Origin of the sequence: Streptomyces sp. AK08-02 (genome assembly GCF_033795085.1) — a bacterium.
GTDB classification, from domain to species: domain Bacteria; phylum Actinomycetota; class Actinomycetes; order Streptomycetales; family Streptomycetaceae; genus Streptomyces; species Streptomyces echiniscabiei.
In genome coordinates this window covers 246,914-269,187 of record NZ_JARAZV010000010.1, presented here as the reverse complement: position 1 = coordinate 269,187, position 22,274 = coordinate 246,914, and the positions used below count along the sequence as shown (strand labels likewise).

Genomic DNA, 22,274 nt, shown 5'->3' with positions numbered 1-22,274 from the left:
TCCTTTCAGGCGCCGGCCGCGTCAGCGGCGGAGGTCGAGGTCAGCGACTCGGCGATGAGCTCACGAGCGGCGTCGAGGTCGGCGGGGGTCTTCAGGGCCAGCGTCTTCACGCCGGGCAGCGCGCGCTTGGCGAGACCGGTGAGGGTGCCGCCCGGGCACACCTCGATGAACGTGGTCACACCCAGCGCCTGGAACGTCTCCATGCACAGGTCCCAGCGCACCGGGTTGGCGACCTGCCCGACCAGGCGCGCGAGCACCTCGGAGCCGTCCGCGACCGTCCGGCCGTCCTTGTTCGAGACGTACGTGATCCTCGGGTCGCCCGGCGTCAGCGAAGCGGCGGCAGCGGCGAGGATGTCCACCGCCGGAGCCATGTGGTGCGTGTGGAAAGCACCGGCCACCTTCAGCGCCACGACCTTGCGCACCCCTTCGGGCTTGTCCTCGACGAGGGCCTCGATCTGCTCGATCGTCCCCGCGGCGACGATCTGCCCGGCGCCGTTCACGTTCGCCGGCGTCAGCCCGAGCTTCTCCAGGTGCGGCACGGTCACCTCGGGGTCGCCCCCGAGGAGCGCCGCCATGCCGGTCTTCGTGACGGCCGCGGCCTCGGCCATGGCCAGACCGCGCTTGCGTACGAGGGTCAGCGCGGCCGTGTCGTCGAGCACGCCCGCGAAGGCGGCGGCGGTGATCTCGCCGACACTGTGACCGGCGACGGCGCCGGGCGTGAGGTCACCGCCCATGGCACCCAGTGCCGAGGCGGACAGTATTCCGGCCGCGACCAGCAGCGGCTGGGCGACGGCGGTGTCGCGGATCGCGTCGGCGTCGGCCTCGGTGCCGTAGTGGACGAGGTCGAGCCCGATGGCGTCGGACCACGCGGCGACGCGCTCGGCGGCACCGGGCAGTTCGAGCCAGGGAGTCAGAAAGCCGGGCGTCTGGGCGCCTTGGCCGGGAGCGACGAGTACGAGCACTCTCACACTCTCTCTTGGGTACGGGCACGGCCGCCCGTGGGGACAGGGACGAAGAACAGGAGGGGGTTTTGTAGACCCCCGACAAAACCCTAGGGCTGGAGATCCCCATCGGCCAGGCGCCCCAGGATCAGCGCGATCCGCAGTGTGAATGCGGATCGTACATCTGAAGGTGACCACCCGGTGACGTCAGTCACACGTCGGAGCCGGTAGCGCACGGTGTTGGGATGAACGAAGAGCATCCGCGCCGCGCCCTCAAGACTGCTCGCCTGTTCGAGATAGACGGCGAGGGTCTCCAGCAGCGCGGACCCGGCCTCCTCCAGCGGTCTGTAGATCTCCTCCACCAACTGTTCACGCGCCCCCGGGTCACCGGCGATCGCGCGCTCCGGGAGGAGGTCGTCCGACAGCACCGGGCGGGGCGCGTCCTGCCAGGCGGCACAGGCCTTGAGTCCCGCGGCGGCGGCCTGCGCGGACCGGGTGGCGGCGAGCAGATCGGGCACGATCGGCCCCGCGACCACGGGCCCGGCGGCAAAAGGCCCGATCAGGGACTTGGCGACGGCGAGCGGGTTGTCGTCGCCCCCCGCGATGACGACGAGCCGGTTGCCCAGCACGCCGGTCAGCACCTGGAGCTTGGCGTGCCGGGCCGCCCGCCGGATCGCCTCGACGGTCAGCTCGTTGTCACCGTCGGGCGCGTTCCCCAGCACCACACACACATGCTCGGGCGAGTTCCACCCGAGCGCGGCGGCCCGCGAAACAGCCCCCTCGTCGGCCTCGCCGCTCAGTACGGCGTTGACGACGAGCGACTCCAGCCGGGCGTCCCAGGCCCCCCGTGCCTCGGCGGCCTGGGCGTACACCTGTGCGGTGGCGAAGGCGATCTCACGGGCGTAGACGAGCAGGGCCTCCCGCAGCACGGACTCGTCACCCGGAGCGGCCACCTCGTCGATTGCGCTCTCCATGACCTCGATGGTCGTACGGACCATCTCGACGGTCTGGCGCAGGGTGATCGCCCTGGTCAGCTCGCGGGGAGCGGTGCCGAAGACGTCGGTGGAGATGGCCTGGGGGGCGTTGGGACGCCGGAACCACTCGGTGAAGGCGGCGATACCGGCCTGGGCGACCAACCCGATCCAGGAACGGTTCTCCGGTGGCATGGCCCGATACCACGACAGTGTCTCGTCCATGCGCGTGATCGCCTGCGCGGCGAGACTCCCGGACGACTTCTCCAGCCGCCTCAAGGTCCCCGGGTGCGGGTGCTCGGGACGGTCGGTGGGCTCGGGGCGGTGGGACTCGGGTTCGGGCACGGAACAAGACTGCCTTATCGGGACGGGAGCGTGCGGCGTCGGGTCTACCGTGGGTGCGTGATGGACGTACGGCGCGCGGACGCGCGCTATCCAGGGGGTGACCCGGCGGCCGGTATCGAATCCTGGCACGCCTTCTCCTTCGGCCCCCACTACGACCCGGACAACCTCCGCTTCGGCGCGGTGATCGCCTGCAACGAGGAACGCCTCGCGCCCGGCGCCGGTTTCGACGAGCATCCGCACAGCCACACGGAGATCGTCACGTGGGTGACGGAGGGCGAACTGACCCACCGCGACTCCACGGGCCACGAGACGACCGTGCTCCCCGGGGACGTCCAGCGCCTGAGCGCGGCGGCGGGCGTACGGCACGTCGAGCGCAACGACGGCGAGACCCCCCTCACCTTCGTCCAGATGTGGCTGGCCCCGCTCACCCCCGGCGGCACCCCGGCCTACGAGACGGTCCACGGCATCGCGGACTCCACGCCGTACGCGGTCCCCGAAGCGGGCGCGATGCTGCACGTACGCCGCCTGACGGCCGGCCAGCGCACGGCCGTCCCGGACGCGGCGTACGTGTACGTCCACGTCGTACGCGGCGAGGTGCGCCTGGGCCCCGAGAAACTGGGCCCGGGCGACGCGGCCCGCATCACGGACGCGACAGCCCTGGAAGCGACGGGCGTAACGGCGGCCGAGCTGCTCCTGTGGGAGATGTGACCGTATCCGGGGGCTTCGCCCCCAGACCCCCGACCTACGCCCGTACCTCCGACAGCACCGCATCGGTGAACGTCGGCCACTCCTCCGCCGCCCACGCACCGAACGCCCGATCGGTCAGCGCGACACACGCCACCCCCGCCACCGGGTCGACCCACAGGAACGTACCGGACTGCCCGAAATGACCGAACGTCCGCGCCGACGACGAACTCCCCGTCCAGTGCGGCGACTTCGCGCCCCGGATCTCGAACCCGAGCCCCCAGTCGTTGGGGTTCTGGTGCCCGTACCCCGGCAGGACACCCTTCGTCCCCGGGTACTGCACCGTCATCGCCTCCGCGACCGTACGCGGATCGAGCAGCCGGGGAGCCTGCACCTCGGCGGCGAACCGCGCCAGGTCCGCGACCGTCGAGACGCCGTCCTTCGCGGGCGACCCCTCGACCCCCGTCGACGTCATCCCGAGCGGCTCCAGCACCGCCTGCCGCACGTACTCCGCGAACGGAATCTCCGTCGCCTTCGCCAGATGGTCCCCCAGCACCTCGAACCCGGCGTTGGAGTACAGCCGCCGCTCCCCGGGCGCAGCCGTCACCCGGTGTTCGTCGAAGGCGAGGCCGGAGGTGTGCGCGAGGAGATGGCGGACCGTCGATCCGGGCGGCCCGGCCGGCTCGTCGAGTTCGATCGCGCCCTCCTCGTACGCGACGAGGGCGGCGTACGCGGTGAGCGGCTTGGTGACCGAGGCGAGCGGGAACCGGTGGTCGAGGGGGCCGTGACCGCCGAGAACGGCCCCGTCCGCCCGTACGACGGCCGCGGCGGCGGTGGGCACGGGCCAGTTCTCGATCAGCGCGAGCGACTTCAACGACTTCGACGACATACGTCGAGCTTAGGAGGCTCAGAACCGCAGCCGCATGAAGGGGTCCGGTTGGCGGACGAAGCCGAGTGACGCGTACAGCGGCACCGCGTCCGCGGACGCGGTTAGGTCGATCTGGCCGACGTCCTGCTCCCGGAACCAGTCCACCAACGTCTCCATACAGGCCCGCGCGTATCCTCGGCGGCGCGCGTCCGGATCGGTGGCGACGCTGAACACGTACCCGATCCGCCCGTGCGGGTTGCCCGCCCGCCCGATCCGGTACTCGACGGTTCCGACGACCAGGGCGGCCAGCGCGCCGGACCGCTCCGGATGGTCGACGACGAACGCGGCGAAGTTCCCGGCCGGGTCGGCGAGCCTGGCGGTCACCGTCGACAGGGACGCGGACTGCCAGTCGGTGTCGGTGTTCGCTCCCCGCATCGAGTCGATCATCACCTGGCGCAGCCGCAGCAGTTCACCGGCATCCTCGGGTGTGGCACGGCGTACGAGAGTCATGATCCGTACGGTAGTGAGCAGGGACAGGCCAAGTCTCCGCAATATCGAGGTATCCGCTTGCTTGGAGTGCACTCCAGGGTTTTAGCGTGGGGGTCATGACGGTGCTGGAGACCACAGACCCCACCACGGACACCACGACCGATCCCGCCACGGCCGACAGCTGTGCGGGCCCACGGCGGCCCGACCGGCGCCCGGACGGAGCGGACCGCTACACGATCAGCGAGGTCGTCGTCTTCACCGGGCTGACCGCGCACACCCTGCGCTGGTACGAGCGCATCGGGCTGATGCCGCACATCGACCGTTCGCACACCGGCCAGCGCCGCTACAGCAACCGCGACCTCGACTGGCTCGACCTCGTCGGCAAGCTCCGGCTCACCGGTATGCCGGTCGCGGACATGGTGCGGTACGCCGAACTCGTGCGCGAGGGCGACCACACGTACGGCGAGCGGTTCGAGCTGCTCGAATCGACCCGCCGGGCCGTCCTGGACCGGATCGCCGAGCTCCAGGACACACTCGCGGTACTCGACCGCAAGATCAGTTTCTACGCGGAGGCGGACCAGGACGCGGGCCTTGTCCGTGTCGTCCGCGAGATGGAGAGGGTTCGATGACGAACGACGACACCGCCGGCAGGCTCCCCACGGCCCCGCTGGGCACCGGCGGCCCCGAGGTGGGTGTCCAGGGCCTCGGCTGCATGGGCATGAGCTTCGCGTACGGCCCCACGGACGCCGACGAGGCCCGCGCCACGCTGGACCGCGCCCTCGAACTCGGCGTGACCCTCTACGACACGGCGGACGCCTACGCCGAGGGCGAGAACGAACGTTTCCTGTCCCCGTTCTTCAAGGCCCACCGGGACGAGGTCGTCGTCGCGACGAAGTTCGCCCTGGCGATCCCGCCGGGTGAGCCGACCCGGCGGATCATCCGCAACGACGCCCCCTACATACGCCAGGCCGTGGAGGCCAGCCTCAAGCGCCTCGACCTGGACGTCATCGACCTCTACTACATGCACCGGCGCGATGTGAACGTCCCGATCGAGGAGTCGGTCGGGGTCATGGCCGACCTGGTCCGCGAGGGCAAGGTCAAGCAGCTGGGCCTGAGCGAGGTCACGGGCCCGGAGCTGCGTGCGGCCCAGGCCGTGCATCCGATCGCCGCCCTGCAGTCGGAGTGGTCCCTGTTCAGCCGGGACATCGAGGCGGGCGTGGTCCCGGTGGCCCGCGAACTGGGCGTCACCCTGGTCCCGTACTCCCCGCTCGGCCGGGGCTTCCTGACCGGCTCCTTCACCGACGCCGACCAGGAACTGACCGAGGGCGACTACCGCCGCACCCAGCCCCGCTTCACGGGCACCAACGCCACGGCGAACGCGGCCCTGCTGGCCCCGATCAGGAAGGTCGCGGAGGCCCACGGCGCCTCTCCCGGCCAGATCGCCCTGGCCTGGGTCCAGCAGCAGGCCACCGTCCACAACCTCCCGGTCGTCCCGATCCCGGGCACCCGCAGGCGTTCCAGGGTGGAGGAGAACACGGCGGCGACCCGCGTCGTCCTGACCGCGGAGGACCTGTCCCTGCTGGAACCCATCGCAGCCCAGGTCGCCGGGGCCCGCTACGCGGACATGACCTCCACATCGGCGGGCAGGGAGTAGCCGCCAGCTTTCAGGGGCGCGGGGAACTGCGCGACAAGCCACGACGGGACCGCACCCGCCAACGCACCCGCAGGGCCGCTTTCAGGGGCGCGGGGAACTGCGCGACAAGCCACGACGGGACCGCACCCGCCAACGCACCCTCCCCGCCCCCCCAATAGGCGCTACAACTCCGCCAACAACTCAGCCTTCTTCACCGAGAACTCCTCATCCGTCACCAACCCGGCCTCGTGCAACTCCCCGAGATGCCGAATCCGTTCGGCGACATCCCCCGGATCACGCCGAACGGAGTTCACACTCACCCCCGCCGACCCCCCGGAAGAACGCCGTACGGCAGCCAGCACCGCCGCCGCGAACGGCAACGACTCGTGCACCGGCCCGTATCCCAGCCCGAACACCACCGAGGCGGGATCCTGGTCGACCGGCGCGACAGAAGAATCGGTACGCCTCAGCAGCCGCAGATGGCCCTCGAACACCTCGGGCGACCGCCACTCCACGCCGATCAGGTCGGCGACCGGGAACGTCTGGTCGCCGGCCTTCCACTTCGCCGACGACGCGCCCGTCCAGAACCACCGGAAGGACACCGCCCGTCCGTCGAAGGACGCCTTCGCGTCGTACGCCTTGAACGCCCGCGGCACCTCGGGGGCGTCCACCAGGAACCTTTCAGCAGGCCCCTGCCCGGTCAGCTGGGCCCGCAGTTCGTCCGCGTAGTACTCGGCGAGCGTCTCCCGCTCGGCGGGCAGCACCAGCCGGTACGGATCGCAGCCCTCCTTCAGCTGGCCGTCGGCCGCCTCCATCAACGGGTCGGCGCCCGGACGGGGTTCGGCCCGCAGCACCACCGTTCCCCGCTTGCCCGGGGTCAGCGTCACCCCCGCGATCGCCGCCAGGGGGATACGGCGTTCGCCGAGCGCCTGGAACAGCTTCGGCGTACGGAGACCTCGTTCGAAACGGATGAGCACGGAGTCGGACTCGAACTCCCAGGCGGCATGAAATCCGGCCAGTACGTCACCCATGCGGCTCATCGTATGTGGCGCGAGCTTCATAGTCCCCTCCCCGGGCACACCGTGAATTCTGCGTCCTCTACGCGCGTCCGGCCATAGCCCCGTCGGACAAACCCTTCAGACACACGTCTTCCTTGCGGTTCCGCTGATCCTGCTGATCCCGTTCGGCGCACAGCACGGCGTCGTACGCGCCGACACCGATCTCCGCGAAGTTGTCCAGACTCTCCGTACCCGGCTCGAAATAGCCGCCGTGCCCCTGCGCGCCCCGCGAGGACAGCACGCGGGCGCCGAACGACGACGACATCGGATCGGCGCCGTGTCCGAGGCCGCCGACCTCCAGATGCGGTACGTCCTGGATCCAGTCGTCGGCGTCCCGCATCGCCCACACCCGGGCGGAGGTGTGCAGCTGGGCGGAGTTCTCGACCCGCATGCCGGGGCTGCCGGCCACCGCGATGTCGGTCACCCGGCGCGGCAGGGCGGGCGCGGCGACGCCGCACACCACCGAGCCGTAGCTGTGGCAGTACAGCGCGACCGAGGCCCGGCCGGGCAGCCCGCGCACCAGCGCGTTCAGCCGCAGCGCGCCGGAGTTGGCGCGCATCGCCGTCGCCGCGTCCATCCCGAGCCCGCTGGGCGCGGTGTAGTCGGCCCAGGCGATCACGGCGGTACGGGTCGTGGGGCTCGCCTCCCACTCCGCGCGGTACAGCGCCGAGGCCATGCCGACGGGCGCCGTGTACCTGCGGTTGGTGCGCTGGAAGGTGAGGAGGTCGGTGTCCACACCGGGGACCACGACCGAGACGCGCCGTGCCTTGTCGAGGTCGCCGAAGACCTCGGCCACGCGGCCCGAGCCCTCGGGGTCGAAGGCGAGGATCTGTCGGCCGGTCTTCAGCAGGGCGTCGTAGCGGTGCATACGGCGCCCCGCCTCGTACTGGCCGACGGGCGAGAGCCGGTCGTCGTGCATACGCACGCGCTCGGTCTCGCGGGCGGTGTACAGCGCGACGCGGTTGGCGCGGTAGCGCAGCACGACGGGCGCGCCGTTCATGTTGCCGAGCGCCAGCGGGTAGCGCCGGACGAGCCGGTCGCGCTGGTGGTCGGTGAGCGAGGCGAAGAACCGGACCAGCCGGCCGGGCGTCTCGTCCGGGTCGGGCAGCGCGTGGCCGCCGATCCGTCCGTGCTCCCACGCGGAGAGCGACGCCTGGAGCGGCGAGGGCGTGCGATGACTGCGGACCGCGGTCCAGCCGGTCGTCGCCAGCATCACGAAGACCACGGCCAGCGCGAGCAGTGCGCGCCAGACGTTCAGTTGCGGGGAGGTGTCGAAGGAAGTCACTGAAAGGACACACTAGGAGAACGAGAGGGTCTCGCGTTAACCGAGTGACGGGGATCACGTTTCGATAACCGAGGCTAGGTATGTCCTTACGTACGCATGCCTGTACGGGGCGTCACGGTCACTCCGTACGCCAGTTCCCCGCCAGCGCCGGACCCATCGCGTCGAGGTATGTGCTGGTCAGGTCGCGCATCGCCGCCACGCTCATGTCCGTGCCCGCGCCCCACCGCCGTTCCGTCAGTCGCATCAGTCCGCTGAACAGGGCCACCACGACCCGCGGCCGGAGGTCGCTGTCCACGTCGACGCCCTCGCGCTCGGCGACCAGCCCCGCCACCGTCTCCTCCATCTCGGCCGAGCGGCGCAGGTGCGCGGCCAGCAGCGTCGGTGTCGATTCGATCAGGTGGTACATACGCATCTGCAACTCCGCCGGTACGACGGACTCCACGGCCTCGTGGATGGTGGGCCAGCCCTCCAGTACGGATTGGCGCAGCGCCTCCAGTGGGGCCTCGTGCGGCGGACGTTCGCGTACCGCCTGGATGAAGCGCGCCTCCGCGATCCGGTGCACGGCGAAGGCGGCGTCCTCCTTGCCGGCGAAGTAGCGGAAGAAGGTGCGCTGCGAGACCTCGACCGCCTCGGCGATCTCGTCGACGGTCGTGTGCTCGTACCCCTTGCTGGTGAAAAGGGTGAGGGCGGCGCACACCAGCGCGTCCCGGGTGCGCTGCTTCTTGCGCTCACGCAGGCCGGGGCCGGAGGCCGGACCCGCCTCGGTTTCGGCGGTGCTCATGACGATCGGGCCTCTTTCTTCCTCTGAGTGACGTGTCAGTCACCGACTTGTGAACCCGTTTGTCAATTGTCAGTGGCTGTCACTAGCCTCCAATGTATGACTAGTCAGACCACCATCGAGACGACCGGGTCGGGCGGCAAGCCACCTCTCTCCCCCTCGGGCCCCAAGCCTGCCAAGGGACTGCGCGGCCACCCATGGCTGACCCTGATTTCCGTGGCCGTCGGGGTCATGATGGTGGCCCTGGACGGCACCATCGTGGCCATCGCCAACCCGGCCATCCAGAAGGACCTGGGCGCGAGTTTCGCGCAGGTCCAGTGGATCACCAACGGTTACTTCCTCGCGCTCGCGGTCACGCTGATCACCGCGGGCAAGCTGGGTGACCGGTTCGGGCACCGGCAGACCTTCCTCATCGGCATCGTCGGCTTCGCGTCCGCGTCGGCGGCCATCGGTCTGTCCAGCAGTATCGCCCTGGTCGTCACCTTCCGGGTGTTCCAGGGGCTGTTCGGCGCCCTGCTGATGCCGGCCGCGCTCGGTCTGCTGCGGGCCACGTTCCCCGCCGACAAGCTGAACATGGCCATCGGCATCTGGGGCATGGTCATCGGCGCCTCCACCGCGGGCGGCCCGATCCTCGGCGGACTGCTCGTGGAGCACGTCAGCTGGCAGTCGGTGTTCTTCATCAACGTGCCGGTGGGCGTCCTGGCCCTCGTCATCGGCCTGGTGATCCTGGTCGACCACCGCGCGGAGAACGCCCCGCGCTCCTTCGACCTCCTCGGCATCGCATTGCTCTCCGGTGCGATGTTCTGCCTGGTGTGGGCGCTCATCAAGGCTCCGGCGTGGGGCTGGGGCGACGCCAGGACCTGGCTGTTCCTGGTCGTGTCGGTGGCGGGCTTCGCGGCCTTCGCCTTCTGGGAGCAGAGGGTCAAGGAGCCGCTGATCCCGCTCGCCCTGTTCCGGTCGGTCCCGCTCTCGGCGGGTGTGGTGCTGATGGTCCTCATGGCCATCGCCTTCATGGGCGGCCTCTTCTTCGTCACCTTCTATCTGCAGAACGTGCACGGTATGAGCCCGATCGACGCGGGTCTGCACCTGCTCCCGCTCACCGGGATGATCATCGTCGGCTCTCCGCTGGCCGGCGCGGTGATCAGCAAGACGGGCCCGCGCATCCCGCTCGCGGGCGGTATGGCCTGCGTCGCGATCGCCATGTTCGGTATGTCCACGCTGGCGACGGACACCGGCAGCGGCATCATGTCGGTCTGGTTCGCCCTTCTCGGCCTCGGCCTCGCGCCGGTCATGGTCGGTGCGACGGAGGTCATCGTCGGCAATGCCCCCATGGAGCTCTCCGGCGTCGCCGGCGGCCTCCAGCAGGCGGCGATGCAGATCGGCGGCAGCCTGGGTACGGCGGTCCTGGGCGCGGTCATGGCCTCGAAGGTCGACAACGACTTCGCGGGCAACTGGACGGCCGCCGGCCTTCCGCGGCTCACCCCCGAGCAGCAGGCCCAGGCCTCGGAAGCGGTCCAGGTGGGTGTGCCCCCGGTGACGCCGGGAACGCCGGAGACGGTCGTCGCCCAGATCACGAAGGTCGCCCACGACACCTTCATCTCCGGTATGAGCCTTGCCTGTCTGGTCGCGGCCGGCGTGGCCGTGGTCGCCGTCCTGGTCGCGCTGCTGACGAAGCGTGGCGAGAACGCGGAGGCGGGCGCGGGCGCGGCGCACATCTGAACCGCATATCTCGCGCATATATCTACGGCCGACGCGGGGGAGTTCCCCTATCAGGGTGACTCCCCTAAAGATTCCTCCCCTTCGGCCCACGGGGCAGGTCACAGTTAGTCAAGTCCTCCGCACGACATGGTCTTCACGACATGGACGGAGGACGGCCGGGCCGCGGCGCGCTGCCGGAGGGGGACAGCGCGCCGGCGGGCCCGCCGAAAAGCGGGACGGCTAGAACCACGCGGCGGGGGTACCCGCCTCATCGACCCCGAACTACCGACAAGTTCCAGGGAGTTGATGAATCATGGCGGCCTTCGGACGGCAGCACACCACCCGCAGGCACCCCGGCTCACGCGGCGGCGGCTGGCAGCGCTCCGCTCCCGACAGCGCGACTCTGGGAGTCATCGGGCTCGTCTGCGCCGTCGCGGGCTTCTTCGTCCTCGGCATCATCCTGGGCCCCGTGGCCATCATCTGCGGCTGGCTGGCGATGGGCCGTACCTGGAAGGGCCCGCACGCGATCCCGCCTCTGGTGGCCGTGGTCCTCGGTGCGATCGACACCCTCCTGGCCGTCATCTGGCTGGCGAGTGCCACCGGCCCGACGATCGCCTTCTTCTGACCGTCCGTCTCACGAGGGGTCTCTCGACACGAGGGGCCCCTAGCGAGGCTGTTCCTCACCCACCCGGTCCCTCGTGACGGTCAGGGCGGCCACCTCCGCCCGCAGCGCCCGTACCTCCTCGGTCAGCGCCGTGATCGCCGCCGTCTGGCGCCGTTCCTCCACGTCGTCCATCTCGAACCGGGCGATGAACCAGGCGGCGATGTTCGCGGTGACGAGACCGAGCAGCGCGATCCCGGACAGCATCAGTCCGACCGCGAGTATCCGGCCCATTCCGGTCGTCGGCGCGTGATCCCCGTAGCCCACCGTGGTCATCGTCGTGAACGACCACCACAGCGCGTCATCCAGCGTGCGGATGTTCCCTTCCGGGGACGCGCGTTCCACCGACAGCACCGCCAGCGAACCGAACATCAGCAGGCCCACCACGGCCCCGCCGACATACGTCGTCAGCCGGACCTGGGACGCCATCTGGGCCCGCCGGCCCACCAGCATCAGCGTGGAGACGACCCGCAGCAGCCGCAGCGGCTGGAGCAGCGGCAGCAGCACGGCGAACAGGTCCAGCCAGTGCCGTCGTACGTACTCCCGGCGCCGGTCGGCGAGCGCGATCCGGACCAGATAGTCGACAGCGAAGGCGCCCCACACCGTCCACTCCGCGACCGTGCACGCGACCGACACGGCACGGCTCGCGGGGCTGTCCACGATGGGCACCGCGTAGGCGACGGCGAACACCACCGTGAGGGCCATCAGAGGCCGCTGAGTATGCCGCTCCCAACGGACCTGTGCCGACGGTTGTTCCTTCATGCCCCGCATCGTAAGGGCCCCGGAGGGCGCCCGAAGGGGCGCACCTCCAGGGGCGCGGGGAACTGCGCGACCAGCCACAACGGTCCGCGGACGAACCACCGCCCGACCCGCGGAGCGCTACGCGTCGCCCCCCGCCGCGCCCGGATCCGCCGACGCCACGTCGAGCAGCTGGTACCGGTCGATCGCCTGCTTCAGCACCGAGCGGTCCACCTTGCCCTCCTTCGCCAGCTCGGTGAGCACTCCCACCGCGATCGACTGCGCGTCGATGTGGAAGAACCGCCGCGCCGCGCCCCGCGTGTCCGCGAAGCCGAAGCCGTCCGCGCCCAGCGACTGGTACGTCCCCGGCACCCAGCGCGAGATCTGGTCCGGAACCGAACGCATCCAGTCGGACACGGCCACGAACGGACCCTCGGCACCGCTCAGCTTCCGCGTCACGTACGGGACGCGCTGCTCCTCCTCCGGGTGCAGCAGGTTGTGCTGCTCCACCGCGACCGCCTCGCGCCGCAGCTCGTTCCAGGAGGTCGCCGACCAGACGTCCGCCTTGACGTTCCAGTCCTCGGCGAGGATCCGCTGCGCCTCCAGCGCCCACGGCACCGCGACACCGGACGCGATGACCTGGGCCGGGATGGTGCCCGAAGTCGCTTGGCCCACCCGGTGGATGCCCTTGAGGATGCCGTCGACGTCCACGTTCTCGGGCTCGGCCGGGTGCTGGATCGGCTCGTTGTAGACGGTGAGGTAGTAGAAGACGTCCTCGCTGTCGGGGCCGTACATCCGGCGCAGACCGTCCTGCACGATGTACGCGATCTCGTACGAGTACGCCGGGTCGTACGCCACACAGCCCGGGTTCGTCGAGGCCAGCAGCTGCGAGTGGCCGTCGGCGTGCTGCAGGCCCTCGCCGGTCAGCGTCGTACGGCCGGCGGTCGCGCCCAGCACGAAACCGCGCGCCAACTGGTCGGCCATCTGCCAGAACTGGTCGCCGGTGCGCTGGAAACCGAACATCGAGTAGAAGACGTAGACGGGGATCAACGGTTCGCCGTGCGTGGCGTACGCCGAACCCGCCGCGATCAGCGAGGCGGTGCAGCCCGCCTCCGAGATGCCGTCGTGCAGCATCTGGCCGGTCGGCGACTCCTTGTACGCGAGGAGCAGCTCACGGTCGACCGACTCGTACTGCTGACCGAGCGGGTTGTAGATCTTCGCGCTCGGGAAGAACGAGTCCATGCCGAACGTGCGGTACTCGTCCGGCGCGATCAGCACGAAACGCTTGCCGATCTCCTTGTCCCGCATGAGGTCCTTGAGCAGTCGGACAAACGCCATGGTCGTGGCGATCGACTGCTGGCCCGAACCCTTCTTCACACTCGCGTACGTCTTCTCCGGAGGCAGCACCAGCGGCTTGGCGCGGACGACGCGGGTCGGGACGTAACCGCCGAGCGACTTGCGGCGGTCGTGCATGTACTGGATCTCTTCCGAGTTCCGGCCCGGGTGGAAGTACGGCGGTGCGCCGCCCTCCAGCTCCTTGTCGGAGATCGGCAGGTGCAGCCGGTCGCGGAAGCCCTTGAGGTCGGCCGCCGTCAGCTTCTTCATCTGGTGCGTGGCGTTACGGCCCTCGAAGTTGGGTCCGAGGGTCCAGCCCTTGACGGTCTTGGCGAGGATGACGGTCGGCTGGCCCTTGTGCGCCTTGGCCGCCGCGAACGCCGCGAAGATCTTCCGGTGGTCGTGACCACCGCGACCCAGGTGCAGCACCTGGTCGTCGGTCATGTTCTCGACCATCGCGCGCAGCCGGCTGTCGTCCCCGAAGAAGTGGTCGCGGATGTACTCGCCGGTCTCGGTGGCGTACGTCTGGAACTGCCCGTCGGGGGTCGTGTTCATCTTGTTGACGAGCACGCCGTCCCGGTCCTGCGCGAGCAGCGGGTCCCAGCTGCGGTCCCAGACCAGCTTGACCACGTTCCAGCCGGCGCCCCGGAACTGTGACTCCAGCTCCTGGATGATCTTGCCGTTGCCGCGCACCGGGCCGTCGAGCCGCTGGAGGTTGCAGTTGACGACGAAGGTCAGGTTGTCGAGGCCCTCGCGCGCGGCGATCGACAGCTGGCCGAGAGACTCCGGCTCGTCCATCTCGCCGTCACCGAGGAACGCCCACACATGCGACTTGGAGGTGTCCGCGATCCCGCGCGCCTCCATGTAGCGGTTCATCCGCGCCTGGAAGATCGCGCCGAGCGGGCCGAGGCCCATCGACACGGTCGGGAACTCCCAGAAGTCCGGCATCAGCCGCGGGTGCGGGTACGAGGACAGGCCGTACGGCGCCTTCGACTTCTCCTGGCGGAACGCGTCGAGCTGCTGCTCGCTGAGCCGGTCGAGAAGGAAGGCGCGGGCGTAGATACCGGGGGAGGCGTGGCCCTGGAAGAAGATCTGGTCGCCGCCGTCGCCCTCGTCCTTGCCCCGGAAGAAGTGGTTGAAGCCCACGTCGTAGAGCGAGGCGGAGGAGGCGAAGGTCGCGATGTGGCCGCCGACGCCGATCCCGGGCCGCTGGGCGCGCGAGACCATCACGGCCGCGTTCCAGCGGGTCGCGTTCAGGATGCGGCGCTCGATCTCCTCGTTGCCGGGGAAGAAGGGCTCGTCCTTCGTCGCGATCGTGTTGACGTAGTCCGTGCTCCGCATCTCGGGCACGGCCACGCGCTTCTCGCGGGCCCGCTCGATCAGCCGCAGCATCAGATAACGGGCCCGCTCCCGGCCGCGTTCGTCAACAGCGGCGTCGAGAGAGTCGAGCCATTCCTGGGTTTCTTCGGGATCGAAGTCAGGGACCTGACTCGGAAGGCCGCCAATGATGATCGGGTTGCGATCTGATCCGGAAGCCACGCTGTTCCTTCGCTCTCGGAGGGCTTGTTCCGGGGCATGCTGTGGGCCTGCTCCGGGGCTGCGAATGCACTGGCCCCATCGTGTACCCCGAGGCCGGGTACGTCACCTCTACTCAGAAGTAGCCCCGGTGGAGATCGCCGGGCGGGGTGTCCGCAGCCAAATCGCAACGATACGCCCAGTCCGTGACGTGTTCCGTAAAGCGATTCGGATCTAGCACGCATGTGTGAGAGGTTCGGGAGTCACTCGGGAGCAGCAAAACCGCAAAGCGGGCAGAATGGTGTGGTGCGCGTCACTAGTTCCCGGGAGTCGCTGTCAGTAGTTGCGGCGACACCGCCAGGATCGTCACCGTTTCGGCGGTCTCGACGGCCGGGTACTTGCGCGATCCGTCCCGCCCGTGTGGACTACGGCCAATGCTTCGCGCACGCGCGTGGCTGCACATTTCTCGAAACATGATCAGGAGGCAACCCGTGAGCGCGACCGCGGACCACGCGGAGGAGCGGACTAACCCTGCCGCAAGGCTGGGGTTCCAGCCCGAGCAGGTGGTCCAGGAGATCGGCTACGACGACGACGTCGACCAGGAGCTCCGCGAGGCCATTGAGGAAGTCATCGGCAGCGATCTCGTTGACGAGGAGTACGACGACGTCGCAGATGCCGTGGTGCTCTGGTTCCGCGACGAGGACGGCGACCTGACCGATGCACTGGTGGACGCCACCACCTACATCGAAGAAGGCGGCGCCATCCTGCTCCTCACGCCGAAGACGGGCCGTGACGGCTACGTCGAGCCGAGCGACATCTCTGAAGCCGCGACGACGGCGGGTCTGTCGGCGACGAAGAGCGTCAGCGTGGGCAAGGACTGGAGTGGGAGTCGTCTGGCGACGCCCAAGGCGGCGAAGTCGAAGAAGTAGGTCGAAGCAGTAGGCAGTGACCGTGTGCCGGAGCGGGGGTCCGGGGGGTGTCGCCCCCGGACCCCCGCTCCGGCCTGAACGGCCTCGTCCGCGATCTCCCCGGAGGGGGAACCCGGACCGGCTGATACGGCCCTCGGTGGGTGGTCACTAGGGTGTTCTCACCCGAACAGCCCACCGAAGGGATGCAGGAACATGGCGATCGAGGTCGGCGACAAGGCTCCGGACTTCGAGCTCAAGGACAACCACGGCGCCACCGTGCGGCTCTCGGACTTCCGCGGCGCGAAGAACGTGGTGCTGCTCTTCTACCCCTTCGCCTTCACCGGCGTGTGCACCGGTGAACTCTGCGACCTGCGGGACAACCTGCCGAGGTTCTCCGACCGGGACACCCAGGTGCTCGCGGTCTCCAACGACTCCATCCACACCCTGCGCGTCTTCGGCGAGCAGGAGGGCTTCGAATACCCCCTCCTGTCCGACTTCTGGCCACACGGCAACATTTCGCGGGCGTACGGCGTCTTCGACGAGGACAAGGGTTGCGCGGTGCGCGGGACCTTCATCCTCGACAAGGAGGGCGTCGTGCGGTGGACCGTCGTCAACGGCCTGCCGGACGCGCGTGACCTGAACGAGTACGTGAAGGCCCTCGACACCCTGTGATTCTTCGGTTCCAAGCCCTGCGAGGGGCGGGAACCCGTCACTAGGATCGACACGTTGATCCGATACAGGCGCACGACGGGGCACACCGCCCCTGGACGGCAGACGAGACACCAATGGAGGACTCGTGGGAGTCAGCCTCAGCAAGGGCGGCAACGTATCGCTGACCAAGGAGGCCCCCGGCCTCACCGCGGTCATCGTCGGTCTGGGGTGGGACGCCCGTTCCACGACGGGCACCGACTTCGACCTCGACGCCAGCGCGATCCTGACGAACGCGGAGGGTAAGGTCAGTTCCGACGCCAACTTCGTGTTCTTCAACAACCTCAAGAGCCCGGACGGCTCCGTCGAGCACACCGGTGACAACACCACGGGTGAGGGCGACGGGGACGACGAGCAGATCAAGGTCAACCTCGCGGCTGTCCCGGCCGACATCGACAAGATCGTGTTCCCGGTCTCGATCTACGACGCCGAGACCCGCCAGCAGTCCTTCGGCCAGGTCCGCAACGCGTACATCCGCGTGGTGAACCAGGCGGGCGAGGCCGAACTCGCTCGCTACGACCTCTCCGAGGACGCCTCGACGGAGACGGCCATGGTCTTCGGCGAGCTGTATCGGCACGGCACGGAGTGGAAGTTCCGCGCCATCGGCCAGGGTTACGCCTCCGGCCTGCGCGGCATCGCGCAGGACTTCGGCGTGAACGTCTGAGCCGGGCTACTTCCGGTTCTCTCGTCCGGCGTCGCACTTCTGGTGCGGCGCCGGACGCGCTCGGCACATCTGTTCCGTATGACCTCGGGGAGGACCAGCAACATGGGCGTCACGCTTGCCAAGGGGGGCAATGTCTCCCTCTCCAAAGCCGCACCGAACCTCACCCAGGTGTTGGTCGGGCTCGGCTGGGACGCGCGTTCCACCACCGGCGCACCCTTCGACCTCGACGCCAGCGCGCTGCTGTGCGGGGGCGGGCGGGTGCTGGGCGACGAGTGGTTCGTCTTCTACAACCAGCTCAAGAGCCCCGACGGTTCGGTCGAACACACGGGGGACAACCTCACCGGTGAGGGTGAAGGTGACGACGAGTCGCTGATCGTCGACCTCCCCAAGGTGCGGGCCGACTGCGACAAGATCATCTTTCCGGTCTCGATCCATGACGCGGACAACCGTGGTCAGACCTTCGGCCAGGTCAGCAACGCCTTCATCCGGGTCGTCAACCAGGCCGACGGTCAGGAACTGGCGCGCTACGACCTGAGCGAGGACGCGTCGACGGAGACCGCCATGATCTTCGGAGAGCTGTACCGCTACCAGGGCGAGTGGAAGTTCCGTGCAGTTGGTCAGGGGTACGCGTCGGGTCTCCGGGGCATCGCTCTAGACTTCGGAGTCAACGTTTCGTAAAGCCGAGTACGGCAGCGGGGGAGACCCGTAAACACACGATTGGGTAGCCAGTGATTCTGAAAACCTTCGGCTGGTCGTTCGCGGTCACCGCGATCGGCCTGGTCGCGGCGGTCTTCTACGGGGGGTGGACCGGCTTCGGCATCGTGGCGATCCTCTCCATCCTCGAGATCTCGCTGTCCTTCGACAACGCTGTGGTCAACGCCGGCATCCTGAAGAAGATGAGTGCCTTCTGGCAGAAGATCTTCCTCACCGTCGGTGTCCTCATCGCCGTCTTCGGTATGCGACTCGTCTTCCCCGTCGTCATCGTGGCCATCAGTGCCAAGATCGGTCCGATCGACGCCGTCGACCTCGCGCTCAACAACAAGGACCACTACCAGCAACTGGTCACCGACGCCCACCCGGCGATCGCCGCCTTCGGTGGCATGTTCCTGTTGATGATCTTCCTCGACTTCATCTTCGAGGACCGGGACATCAAGTGGCTCGGCTGGCTGGAACGCCCGCTCGCCAAGCTGGGCAAGGTCGACATGCTGTCGGTCTGCATCGCCCTGATCGTGCTCATGATCTCCGCCATGACCTTCGCGACCAACGCCCACCAGCACGGTGGCGCCCACGTCGACAAGGCGCAGACGGTCCTCATCTCCGGCATCGCCGGTCTGATCACCTACATGATCGTCGGCGGTCTCTCCGGCTACTTCGAGGACAAACTCGAAGAAGAGGAGGAGCGCGAACACGAGGAGGAGGAAGAGGCCGAACGCACCGGCAAGAAGAAGCCGGCCATCGTCCTCGCCGGCCAGGCCGCGTTCTTCATGTTCCTCTACCTCGAAGTGCTCGACGCGTCCTTCTCCTTCGACGGTGTCATCGGCGCCTTCGCCGTCACCAACGACATCGTGCTGATGGCCCTGGGCCTCGGAATCGGCGCGATGTACGTCCGTTCGCTGACGGTCTACCTCGTCCGTCAGGGCACCCTCGACGACTACGTCTACCTGGAGCACGGCGCGCACTACGCGATCGGCGCCCTCGCCGGCATCCTGCTCGTCACCATCCAGTACCAGATCCACGAGGTCATCACCGGCCTGGTGGGCGTCGTCCTGATCGCCTGGTCCTTCTGGTCCTCCGTGCGCCGCAACACCAAACTGGCGGCGGCAGAGGGAAAAGCGACGGCCTCGGACGACAAGACTGAGGTCTCGTCCGGGGTGTGACAACCTCCGGTGTGAGGAACGCTCAGAGCGGGGCGGCTACGAGGAATCGTCCTCGTCGGCCGTCCCGCTGCTTTGCGGGCGGTGGACCGGCGGCCGACGGCCTGGACGAATGTGCGGGGACTGGACGGGTGGGGACGGGATGAGTTTCTGGGACGACCTGTGGCGCGGCCGTACGACGGACTTCGACGCCGGCAGCGCAGCGAGCAACTCCATCGAGCTGACCAAGCGGCACCAGCGGGTCTCGCTCACCAGGCAGGGCGCGGCCACCGGCCATCTGCGCATCAACCTGTCCTGGCGGATGCGGACGTCGGACATCGGCGGCCCGAAGCGGCAGAGCCTGTGGCGACACCCCTTCCAGGCCCTGCGGCCCGAGGAGGTCAAGGGCCACACCCAGAGCATGGTGAACGTCGACCTCGACCTGGGCATCCTGTACGAGCTGACCGACGGCACCAAGGGCGTCGTACAGCCCCTGGGCGGCTTCCTGGGCGAGACGAACGTACCGCCCTACGTCAAGCTCAGCGGCGACGACCGGTTCGGGTCGGCGTCGGGTGAGACGGCGTACGTCAATCTCGATCACCGGGACGAGATCAAGCGGCTGCTGGTGTTCGTGTACATCTACGACCAGACACCGGCGTTCGACCGGACCCACGCGATCGTGACGCTCTACCCGAGCAACGGGCCGCGGATCGAGATAGGCCTCGACGAGCGGCACTCGCAGGCCCGCTCGTGTGCGGTGGTGCTGATCGAGAACGTGAAGAACGAGTTGATCGTCCAGCGGGAGGTCAAGTTCGTCTACGGGTTCCAGGCGGAGCTTGATCGGTTGTACGGGTGGGGGCTGCAGTGGGGGCGCGGATACAAGACCAAGGCGGAGCGCTGACCGGTTGGGTGCCGGTTCGTTGTGGCTTGTCGCGCAGTTCCCCGCGCCCCTGAAGGGCGCCTGTCCTACCGGCCGATGAACTGTGGGCCCTGGGGTGGTAGGTGGAAGTCGGGGGAGGGGCCCGGGGATGTTCCCACCGGTTGGGGGTACCCGTACGCCGGTTGGGTCGTGTTCGGGCTTGCGGGCTGGGGGTAGCCGTAGGCCGACTGCGGAGGGAGGGTCGGCGGATGCTGGACTGTAGTGGCCGCCGAGGGGTCCGTGGGCGGGGCGTTCGTGGTGTCCGGGAACGGTTCCTCGGCCGGCTGGTCCTCCACTGAGATACCGAAGTCCGTCGCCAGGCCCTCCAGGCCGTTCGAGTAGCCCTCGCCCAGGGCGCGGAACTTCCAGCCGTCTCCGCGTCGGTACAGTTCGCCGCAGATCAGCGCCGTCTCCTCGCCCGTCTCCGGCTTCACGTCGAAGTACGCCAGCGGTTCGCCGTCCGAGACGGCACCGTCGTACAGCACGATACGCAGGGACCGTACGCGGGCGAAGGCGACGCCGTCCGCCGAGGCGACCAGCAGAATCTGACCGACTCCCGACTCGACACCGGCCAGATCCGTCTGGATCGTGTCGGTCAGACCCTCGGCCACTCGTTTCTTGCCGAGCCGCCAGACCTTGCCCGAAGGGTGCCGGGGCTGGTTGTAGAAGACGAAGTCCTCGTCGGAGCGCACACGACCGTCGGGGCCGAGGAGCAGCGCCGAGGCATCGACATCCGGAACTCCCTGTCCAGGCGTCCAGCGCAGCACGGCGCGCACCGTCGTGGCTTCGACCGGGACGTTCGACCCCTTCAGCATGGCGTGCGTCATGCGGTCATCCTGCCTTCTCGGTCCTGGTCACGACAACGCGGGGGCATCGGTTCTGCGTGTCCGCGTTACCTGAACTTCATTCTCGGTGGGAACCCTCGACATGGATCCCTACGTACTATTACCGGCCACCCATCAACACTCGACCGACTCTCGATCACCACTCGACCAGCCGTCCACCCGCCACGGGGGAGTCTCATGCGTCATTTCGGGCACATCGCCCCTGAGGTACGGCAGCGCCTGTTCCATCAGGAGCCGTGCGAGTTCACCGCCGACTCCTCGGCCCGGCTGCTCGCCACGGCCCTGGGCGCCACTCTGTACAGCCCGGCCACGCGCCCGCGCCTCGCCGACGCCATCGTCAAGCAGGTCGCCCGCGGTGTCGTCTCGATGGTCCTGTGCCTGGAGGACTCGATCGACGACTCGGAGGTCGCGGACGCCGAGGAGAACCTGGTGCGGGAGTTCGGCGTGCTCGCCGAACGCCCCGACGCCGCCACCGGGCTGCCGCTGCTGTTCATCCGGGTCCGTACACCCGAACAGATCCCCGACCTCGTACGACGGCTCGGGTCCACCGCCCGGCTGCTCTCCGGGTTCGTGATGCCGAAGTTCACCGAAGAACGCGGGATGCCGTTCCTGGAGGCCCTCGCCGACGCCGAGGCCGCGAGCGGACACCGGCTGTTCGGCATGCCGGTGCTCGAATCCCCCGAGCTGATGTACCGGGAGACGCGCGTAGAGACCCTGGAGGGCATCTCCCGCGCCGTCGACAAGTACCGCGACCGCGTCCTCGCCCTGCGCCTCGGCGTCACCGACTTCTGCTCCTCGTACGGGCTGCGCCGAGCCCCGGACATGACCGCGTACGACGTCCACGTCGTCGCCTCCGTCATCGCCGACGTCGTCAACATGATGGGGCGGGCCGACGGGACCGGGTTCACCGTCACCGGGCCCGTCTGGGAGTACTTCCGGGTCCAGGAGCGCATGTTCAAGCCACAGCTGCGCCGCAGCCCCTTCCTGGACGGCCAGGCCGAGGAACTGCGTGAGACGCTGATCGAGCACGCCATGGACGGACTGCTCCGCGAGATCAGCCTCGACCAGGCCAACGGGCTGCTCGGCAAGACCTGCATCCACCCCTCGCACGTACTGCCCGTGCACACCCTGTCCGTGGTCAGCCACGAGGAGTTCAGCGACGCGCAGGACATCCTGCGGCCCGAGCGCTGCGGCGGAGGTGTCCTGAGGTCGGCGTACACGAACAAGATGAACGAGGTGAAGCCGCACCGAGCCTGGGCCGAGCGGACCCTGCTGCGCGCCGAGGTCTTCGGCGTCGCCAACGAGGACATCGGCTTCGTGGAACTGCTCACCGCCGGTATCCCCGACTGACCCGCCCGTCCTCCCCTCGATCCACCAT

The 22,274-nt window shown here is 68.8% G+C and carries 22 protein-coding genes; 12 read left to right on the top strand and 10 right to left on the bottom strand.

All coding sequences use genetic code 11. The features are described from left to right. Positions 1 to 5: 5 nt before the first annotated feature. Both PV734_RS22410 and PV734_RS22405 read right to left on the bottom strand, forming a co-directional pair. Positions 6 to 962 (bottom strand): ACP S-malonyltransferase, encoded by a 957-nt coding sequence (locus PV734_RS22410; protein ID WP_319291225.1) that lies wholly within the window; start codon positions 960 to 962, stop codon positions 6 to 8. A gap of 89 nt (positions 963 to 1,051) precedes the next feature. Further along, positions 1,052 to 2,257 (bottom strand): helix-turn-helix domain-containing protein, encoded by a 1,206-nt coding sequence (locus tag PV734_RS22405; protein ID WP_319093178.1) that lies wholly within the window; start codon positions 2,255 to 2,257, stop codon positions 1,052 to 1,054. A gap of 60 nt (positions 2,258 to 2,317) precedes the next feature. On the opposite strand from PV734_RS22405, the gene PV734_RS22400 reads away from it, so the two are divergent. Next, the gene (locus PV734_RS22400; RefSeq protein ID WP_319093459.1) at positions 2,318 to 2,965 is read left to right on the top strand and encodes a pirin family protein; all 648 of its coding nucleotides are present in this window, start codon (positions 2,318 to 2,320) and stop codon (positions 2,963 to 2,965) included. 34 nt (positions 2,966 to 2,999) lie between these two features. Here the strand turns inward: PV734_RS22400 and PV734_RS22395 are convergent, their stop codons facing one another. Both PV734_RS22395 and PV734_RS22390 read right to left on the bottom strand, forming a co-directional pair. Beyond that, positions 3,000 to 3,830, bottom strand: a complete 831-nt coding sequence (locus PV734_RS22395; protein WP_319291223.1) for a serine hydrolase domain-containing protein — start codon at positions 3,828 to 3,830, stop codon at positions 3,000 to 3,002. 18 nt (positions 3,831 to 3,848) lie between these two features. Beyond that, positions 3,849 to 4,319 (bottom strand): GNAT family N-acetyltransferase, encoded by a 471-nt coding sequence (locus PV734_RS22390; RefSeq protein ID WP_319093176.1) that lies wholly within the window; start codon positions 4,317 to 4,319, stop codon positions 3,849 to 3,851. Positions 4,320 to 4,414: 95 nt separating this feature from the next. Between PV734_RS22390 and PV734_RS22385 the strand changes: the two genes are divergently transcribed. Both PV734_RS22385 and PV734_RS22380 read left to right on the top strand, forming a co-directional pair. Continuing rightward, positions 4,415 to 4,927: a MerR family transcriptional regulator gene (locus tag PV734_RS22385; RefSeq protein WP_319093175.1), complete on the top strand. Its 513-nt coding sequence runs from the start codon at positions 4,415 to 4,417 to the stop codon at positions 4,925 to 4,927. After that, on the top strand, positions 4,924 to 5,952 hold the full coding sequence (locus PV734_RS22380) for an aldo/keto reductase (RefSeq protein ID WP_319093174.1): 1,029 nt from the start codon (positions 4,924 to 4,926) through the stop codon (positions 5,950 to 5,952). The genes PV734_RS22385 and PV734_RS22380 overlap by 4 nt, the downstream gene beginning before the upstream one ends. 161 nt (positions 5,953 to 6,113) lie before the next feature. Here PV734_RS22380 and PV734_RS22375 read toward each other — a convergent pair whose 3' ends face one another. From PV734_RS22375 to PV734_RS22365, 3 genes are all read right to left on the bottom strand, one after another. Beyond that, positions 6,114 to 6,962 carry a DUF4429 domain-containing protein gene (locus PV734_RS22375; RefSeq protein ID WP_319093173.1) on the bottom strand — a complete coding sequence of 283 codons (849 nt, stop codon included), beginning with the start codon at positions 6,960 to 6,962 and terminating at the stop codon, positions 6,114 to 6,116. A 67-nt stretch (positions 6,963 to 7,029) separates the two neighbouring features. After that, positions 7,030 to 8,274 (bottom strand): alpha/beta hydrolase, encoded by a 1,245-nt coding sequence (locus tag PV734_RS22370; RefSeq protein WP_319093172.1) that lies wholly within the window; start codon positions 8,272 to 8,274, stop codon positions 7,030 to 7,032. Between the two features lie 118 nt (positions 8,275 to 8,392). Further along, positions 8,393 to 9,055, bottom strand: coding sequence for a TetR family transcriptional regulator (locus PV734_RS22365; protein WP_319093171.1), 663 nt, complete (start codon positions 9,053 to 9,055; stop codon positions 8,393 to 8,395). A gap of 96 nt (positions 9,056 to 9,151) precedes the next feature. On the opposite strand from PV734_RS22365, the gene PV734_RS22360 reads away from it, so the two are divergent. Further along, positions 9,152 to 10,771: an MFS transporter gene (locus tag PV734_RS22360; RefSeq protein ID WP_319093169.1), complete on the top strand. Its 1,620-nt coding sequence runs from the start codon at positions 9,152 to 9,154 to the stop codon at positions 10,769 to 10,771. A gap of 292 nt (positions 10,772 to 11,063) precedes the next feature. Beyond that, entirely contained in the window at positions 11,064 to 11,375 is a 312-nt protein-coding gene (locus PV734_RS22355) for a small hydrophobic protein (RefSeq protein WP_319093167.1), read from the top strand. Positions 11,376 to 11,414: 39 nt separating this feature from the next. On the opposite strand, the gene PV734_RS22350 is transcribed toward PV734_RS22355, so the two are convergent. Together PV734_RS22350 and aceE are read right to left on the bottom strand one after the other, a co-directional pair. Then, positions 11,415 to 12,173 carry a potassium channel family protein gene (locus PV734_RS22350; protein ID WP_319093165.1) on the bottom strand — a complete coding sequence of 253 codons (759 nt, stop codon included), beginning with the start codon at positions 12,171 to 12,173 and terminating at the stop codon, positions 11,415 to 11,417. Positions 12,174 to 12,290: 117 nt separating this feature from the next. Further along, complete coding sequence (aceE, locus tag PV734_RS22345; protein WP_319093164.1) at positions 12,291 to 15,023, bottom strand: pyruvate dehydrogenase (acetyl-transferring), homodimeric type; 2,733 nt, start codon at positions 15,021 to 15,023, stop codon at positions 12,291 to 12,293. A gap of 467 nt (positions 15,024 to 15,490) precedes the next feature. Between aceE and PV734_RS22340 the strand changes: the two genes are divergently transcribed. From PV734_RS22340 to PV734_RS22315, 6 genes are all read left to right on the top strand, one after another. After that, positions 15,491 to 15,928, top strand: a complete 438-nt coding sequence (locus PV734_RS22340) for a DUF3052 domain-containing protein (protein WP_235479451.1) — start codon at positions 15,491 to 15,493, stop codon at positions 15,926 to 15,928. A 192-nt stretch (positions 15,929 to 16,120) separates the two neighbouring features. Next, entirely contained in the window at positions 16,121 to 16,579 is a 459-nt protein-coding gene (locus PV734_RS22335) for a peroxiredoxin (protein ID WP_319093163.1), read from the top strand. 124 nt (positions 16,580 to 16,703) lie between these two features. Then, positions 16,704 to 17,279 (top strand): TerD family protein, encoded by a 576-nt coding sequence (locus PV734_RS22330; protein WP_319093162.1) that lies wholly within the window; start codon positions 16,704 to 16,706, stop codon positions 17,277 to 17,279. Between the two features lie 102 nt (positions 17,280 to 17,381). Then, positions 17,382 to 17,957: a TerD family protein gene (locus tag PV734_RS22325; protein ID WP_319093161.1), complete on the top strand. Its 576-nt coding sequence runs from the start codon at positions 17,382 to 17,384 to the stop codon at positions 17,955 to 17,957. Between the two features lie 50 nt (positions 17,958 to 18,007). Continuing rightward, the gene (locus PV734_RS22320; RefSeq protein WP_319093160.1) at positions 18,008 to 19,156 is read left to right on the top strand and encodes a DUF475 domain-containing protein; all 1,149 of its coding nucleotides are present in this window, start codon (positions 18,008 to 18,010) and stop codon (positions 19,154 to 19,156) included. A 139-nt stretch (positions 19,157 to 19,295) separates the two neighbouring features. Next, complete coding sequence (locus PV734_RS22315; RefSeq protein ID WP_319093159.1) at positions 19,296 to 20,033, top strand: Tellurium resistance; 738 nt, start codon at positions 19,296 to 19,298, stop codon at positions 20,031 to 20,033. A 65-nt stretch (positions 20,034 to 20,098) separates the two neighbouring features. On the opposite strand, the gene PV734_RS22310 is transcribed toward PV734_RS22315, so the two are convergent. After that, positions 20,099 to 20,878, bottom strand: a complete 780-nt coding sequence (locus PV734_RS22310; RefSeq protein ID WP_319093158.1) for a TerD family protein — start codon at positions 20,876 to 20,878, stop codon at positions 20,099 to 20,101. Positions 20,879 to 21,073: 195 nt separating this feature from the next. Here PV734_RS22310 and PV734_RS22305 point away from each other — a divergent pair, with 195 nt between their 5' ends. Then, positions 21,074 to 22,246, top strand: a complete 1,173-nt coding sequence (locus PV734_RS22305) for an HpcH/HpaI aldolase/citrate lyase family protein (RefSeq protein WP_319093157.1) — start codon at positions 21,074 to 21,076, stop codon at positions 22,244 to 22,246. Positions 22,247 to 22,274 lie beyond the last annotated feature (28 nt).

What these genes read in the sequence shown, in the direction of transcription:
- PV734_RS22400 (WP_319093459.1), top strand. Translation starts at nt 2,318, where the DNA reads ATGGACGTACGGCGCGCGGACGCGCGCTATCCAGGGGGTGACCCGGCG.
- PV734_RS22395 (WP_319291223.1), bottom strand. Translation starts at nt 3,830, where the DNA reads ATGTCGTCGAAGTCGTTGAAGTCGCTCGCGCTGATCGAGAACTGGCCC.
- PV734_RS22390 (WP_319093176.1), bottom strand. Translation starts at nt 4,319, where the DNA reads ATGACTCTCGTACGCCGTGCCACACCCGAGGATGCCGGTGAACTGCTG.
- PV734_RS22385 (WP_319093175.1), top strand. Translation starts at nt 4,415, where the DNA reads ATGACGGTGCTGGAGACCACAGACCCCACCACGGACACCACGACCGAT.
- PV734_RS22380 (WP_319093174.1), top strand. Translation starts at nt 4,924, where the DNA reads ATGACGAACGACGACACCGCCGGCAGGCTCCCCACGGCCCCGCTGGGC.
- PV734_RS22375 (WP_319093173.1), bottom strand. Translation starts at nt 6,962, where the DNA reads ATGGGTGACGTACTGGCCGGATTTCATGCCGCCTGGGAGTTCGAGTCC.
- PV734_RS22365 (WP_319093171.1), bottom strand. Translation starts at nt 9,055, where the DNA reads ATGAGCACCGCCGAAACCGAGGCGGGTCCGGCCTCCGGCCCCGGCCTG.
- PV734_RS22360 (WP_319093169.1), top strand. Translation starts at nt 9,152, where the DNA reads ATGACTAGTCAGACCACCATCGAGACGACCGGGTCGGGCGGCAAGCCA.
- PV734_RS22355 (WP_319093167.1), top strand. Translation starts at nt 11,064, where the DNA reads ATGGCGGCCTTCGGACGGCAGCACACCACCCGCAGGCACCCCGGCTCA.
- PV734_RS22350 (WP_319093165.1), bottom strand. Translation starts at nt 12,173, where the DNA reads ATGAAGGAACAACCGTCGGCACAGGTCCGTTGGGAGCGGCATACTCAG.
- PV734_RS22335 (WP_319093163.1), top strand. Translation starts at nt 16,121, where the DNA reads ATGGCGATCGAGGTCGGCGACAAGGCTCCGGACTTCGAGCTCAAGGAC.
- PV734_RS22325 (WP_319093161.1), top strand. Translation starts at nt 17,382, where the DNA reads ATGGGCGTCACGCTTGCCAAGGGGGGCAATGTCTCCCTCTCCAAAGCC.
- PV734_RS22315 (WP_319093159.1), top strand. Translation starts at nt 19,296, where the DNA reads ATGAGTTTCTGGGACGACCTGTGGCGCGGCCGTACGACGGACTTCGAC.
- PV734_RS22310 (WP_319093158.1), bottom strand. Translation starts at nt 20,878, where the DNA reads ATGACGCACGCCATGCTGAAGGGGTCGAACGTCCCGGTCGAAGCCACG.
- PV734_RS22305 (WP_319093157.1), top strand. Translation starts at nt 21,074, where the DNA reads ATGCGTCATTTCGGGCACATCGCCCCTGAGGTACGGCAGCGCCTGTTC.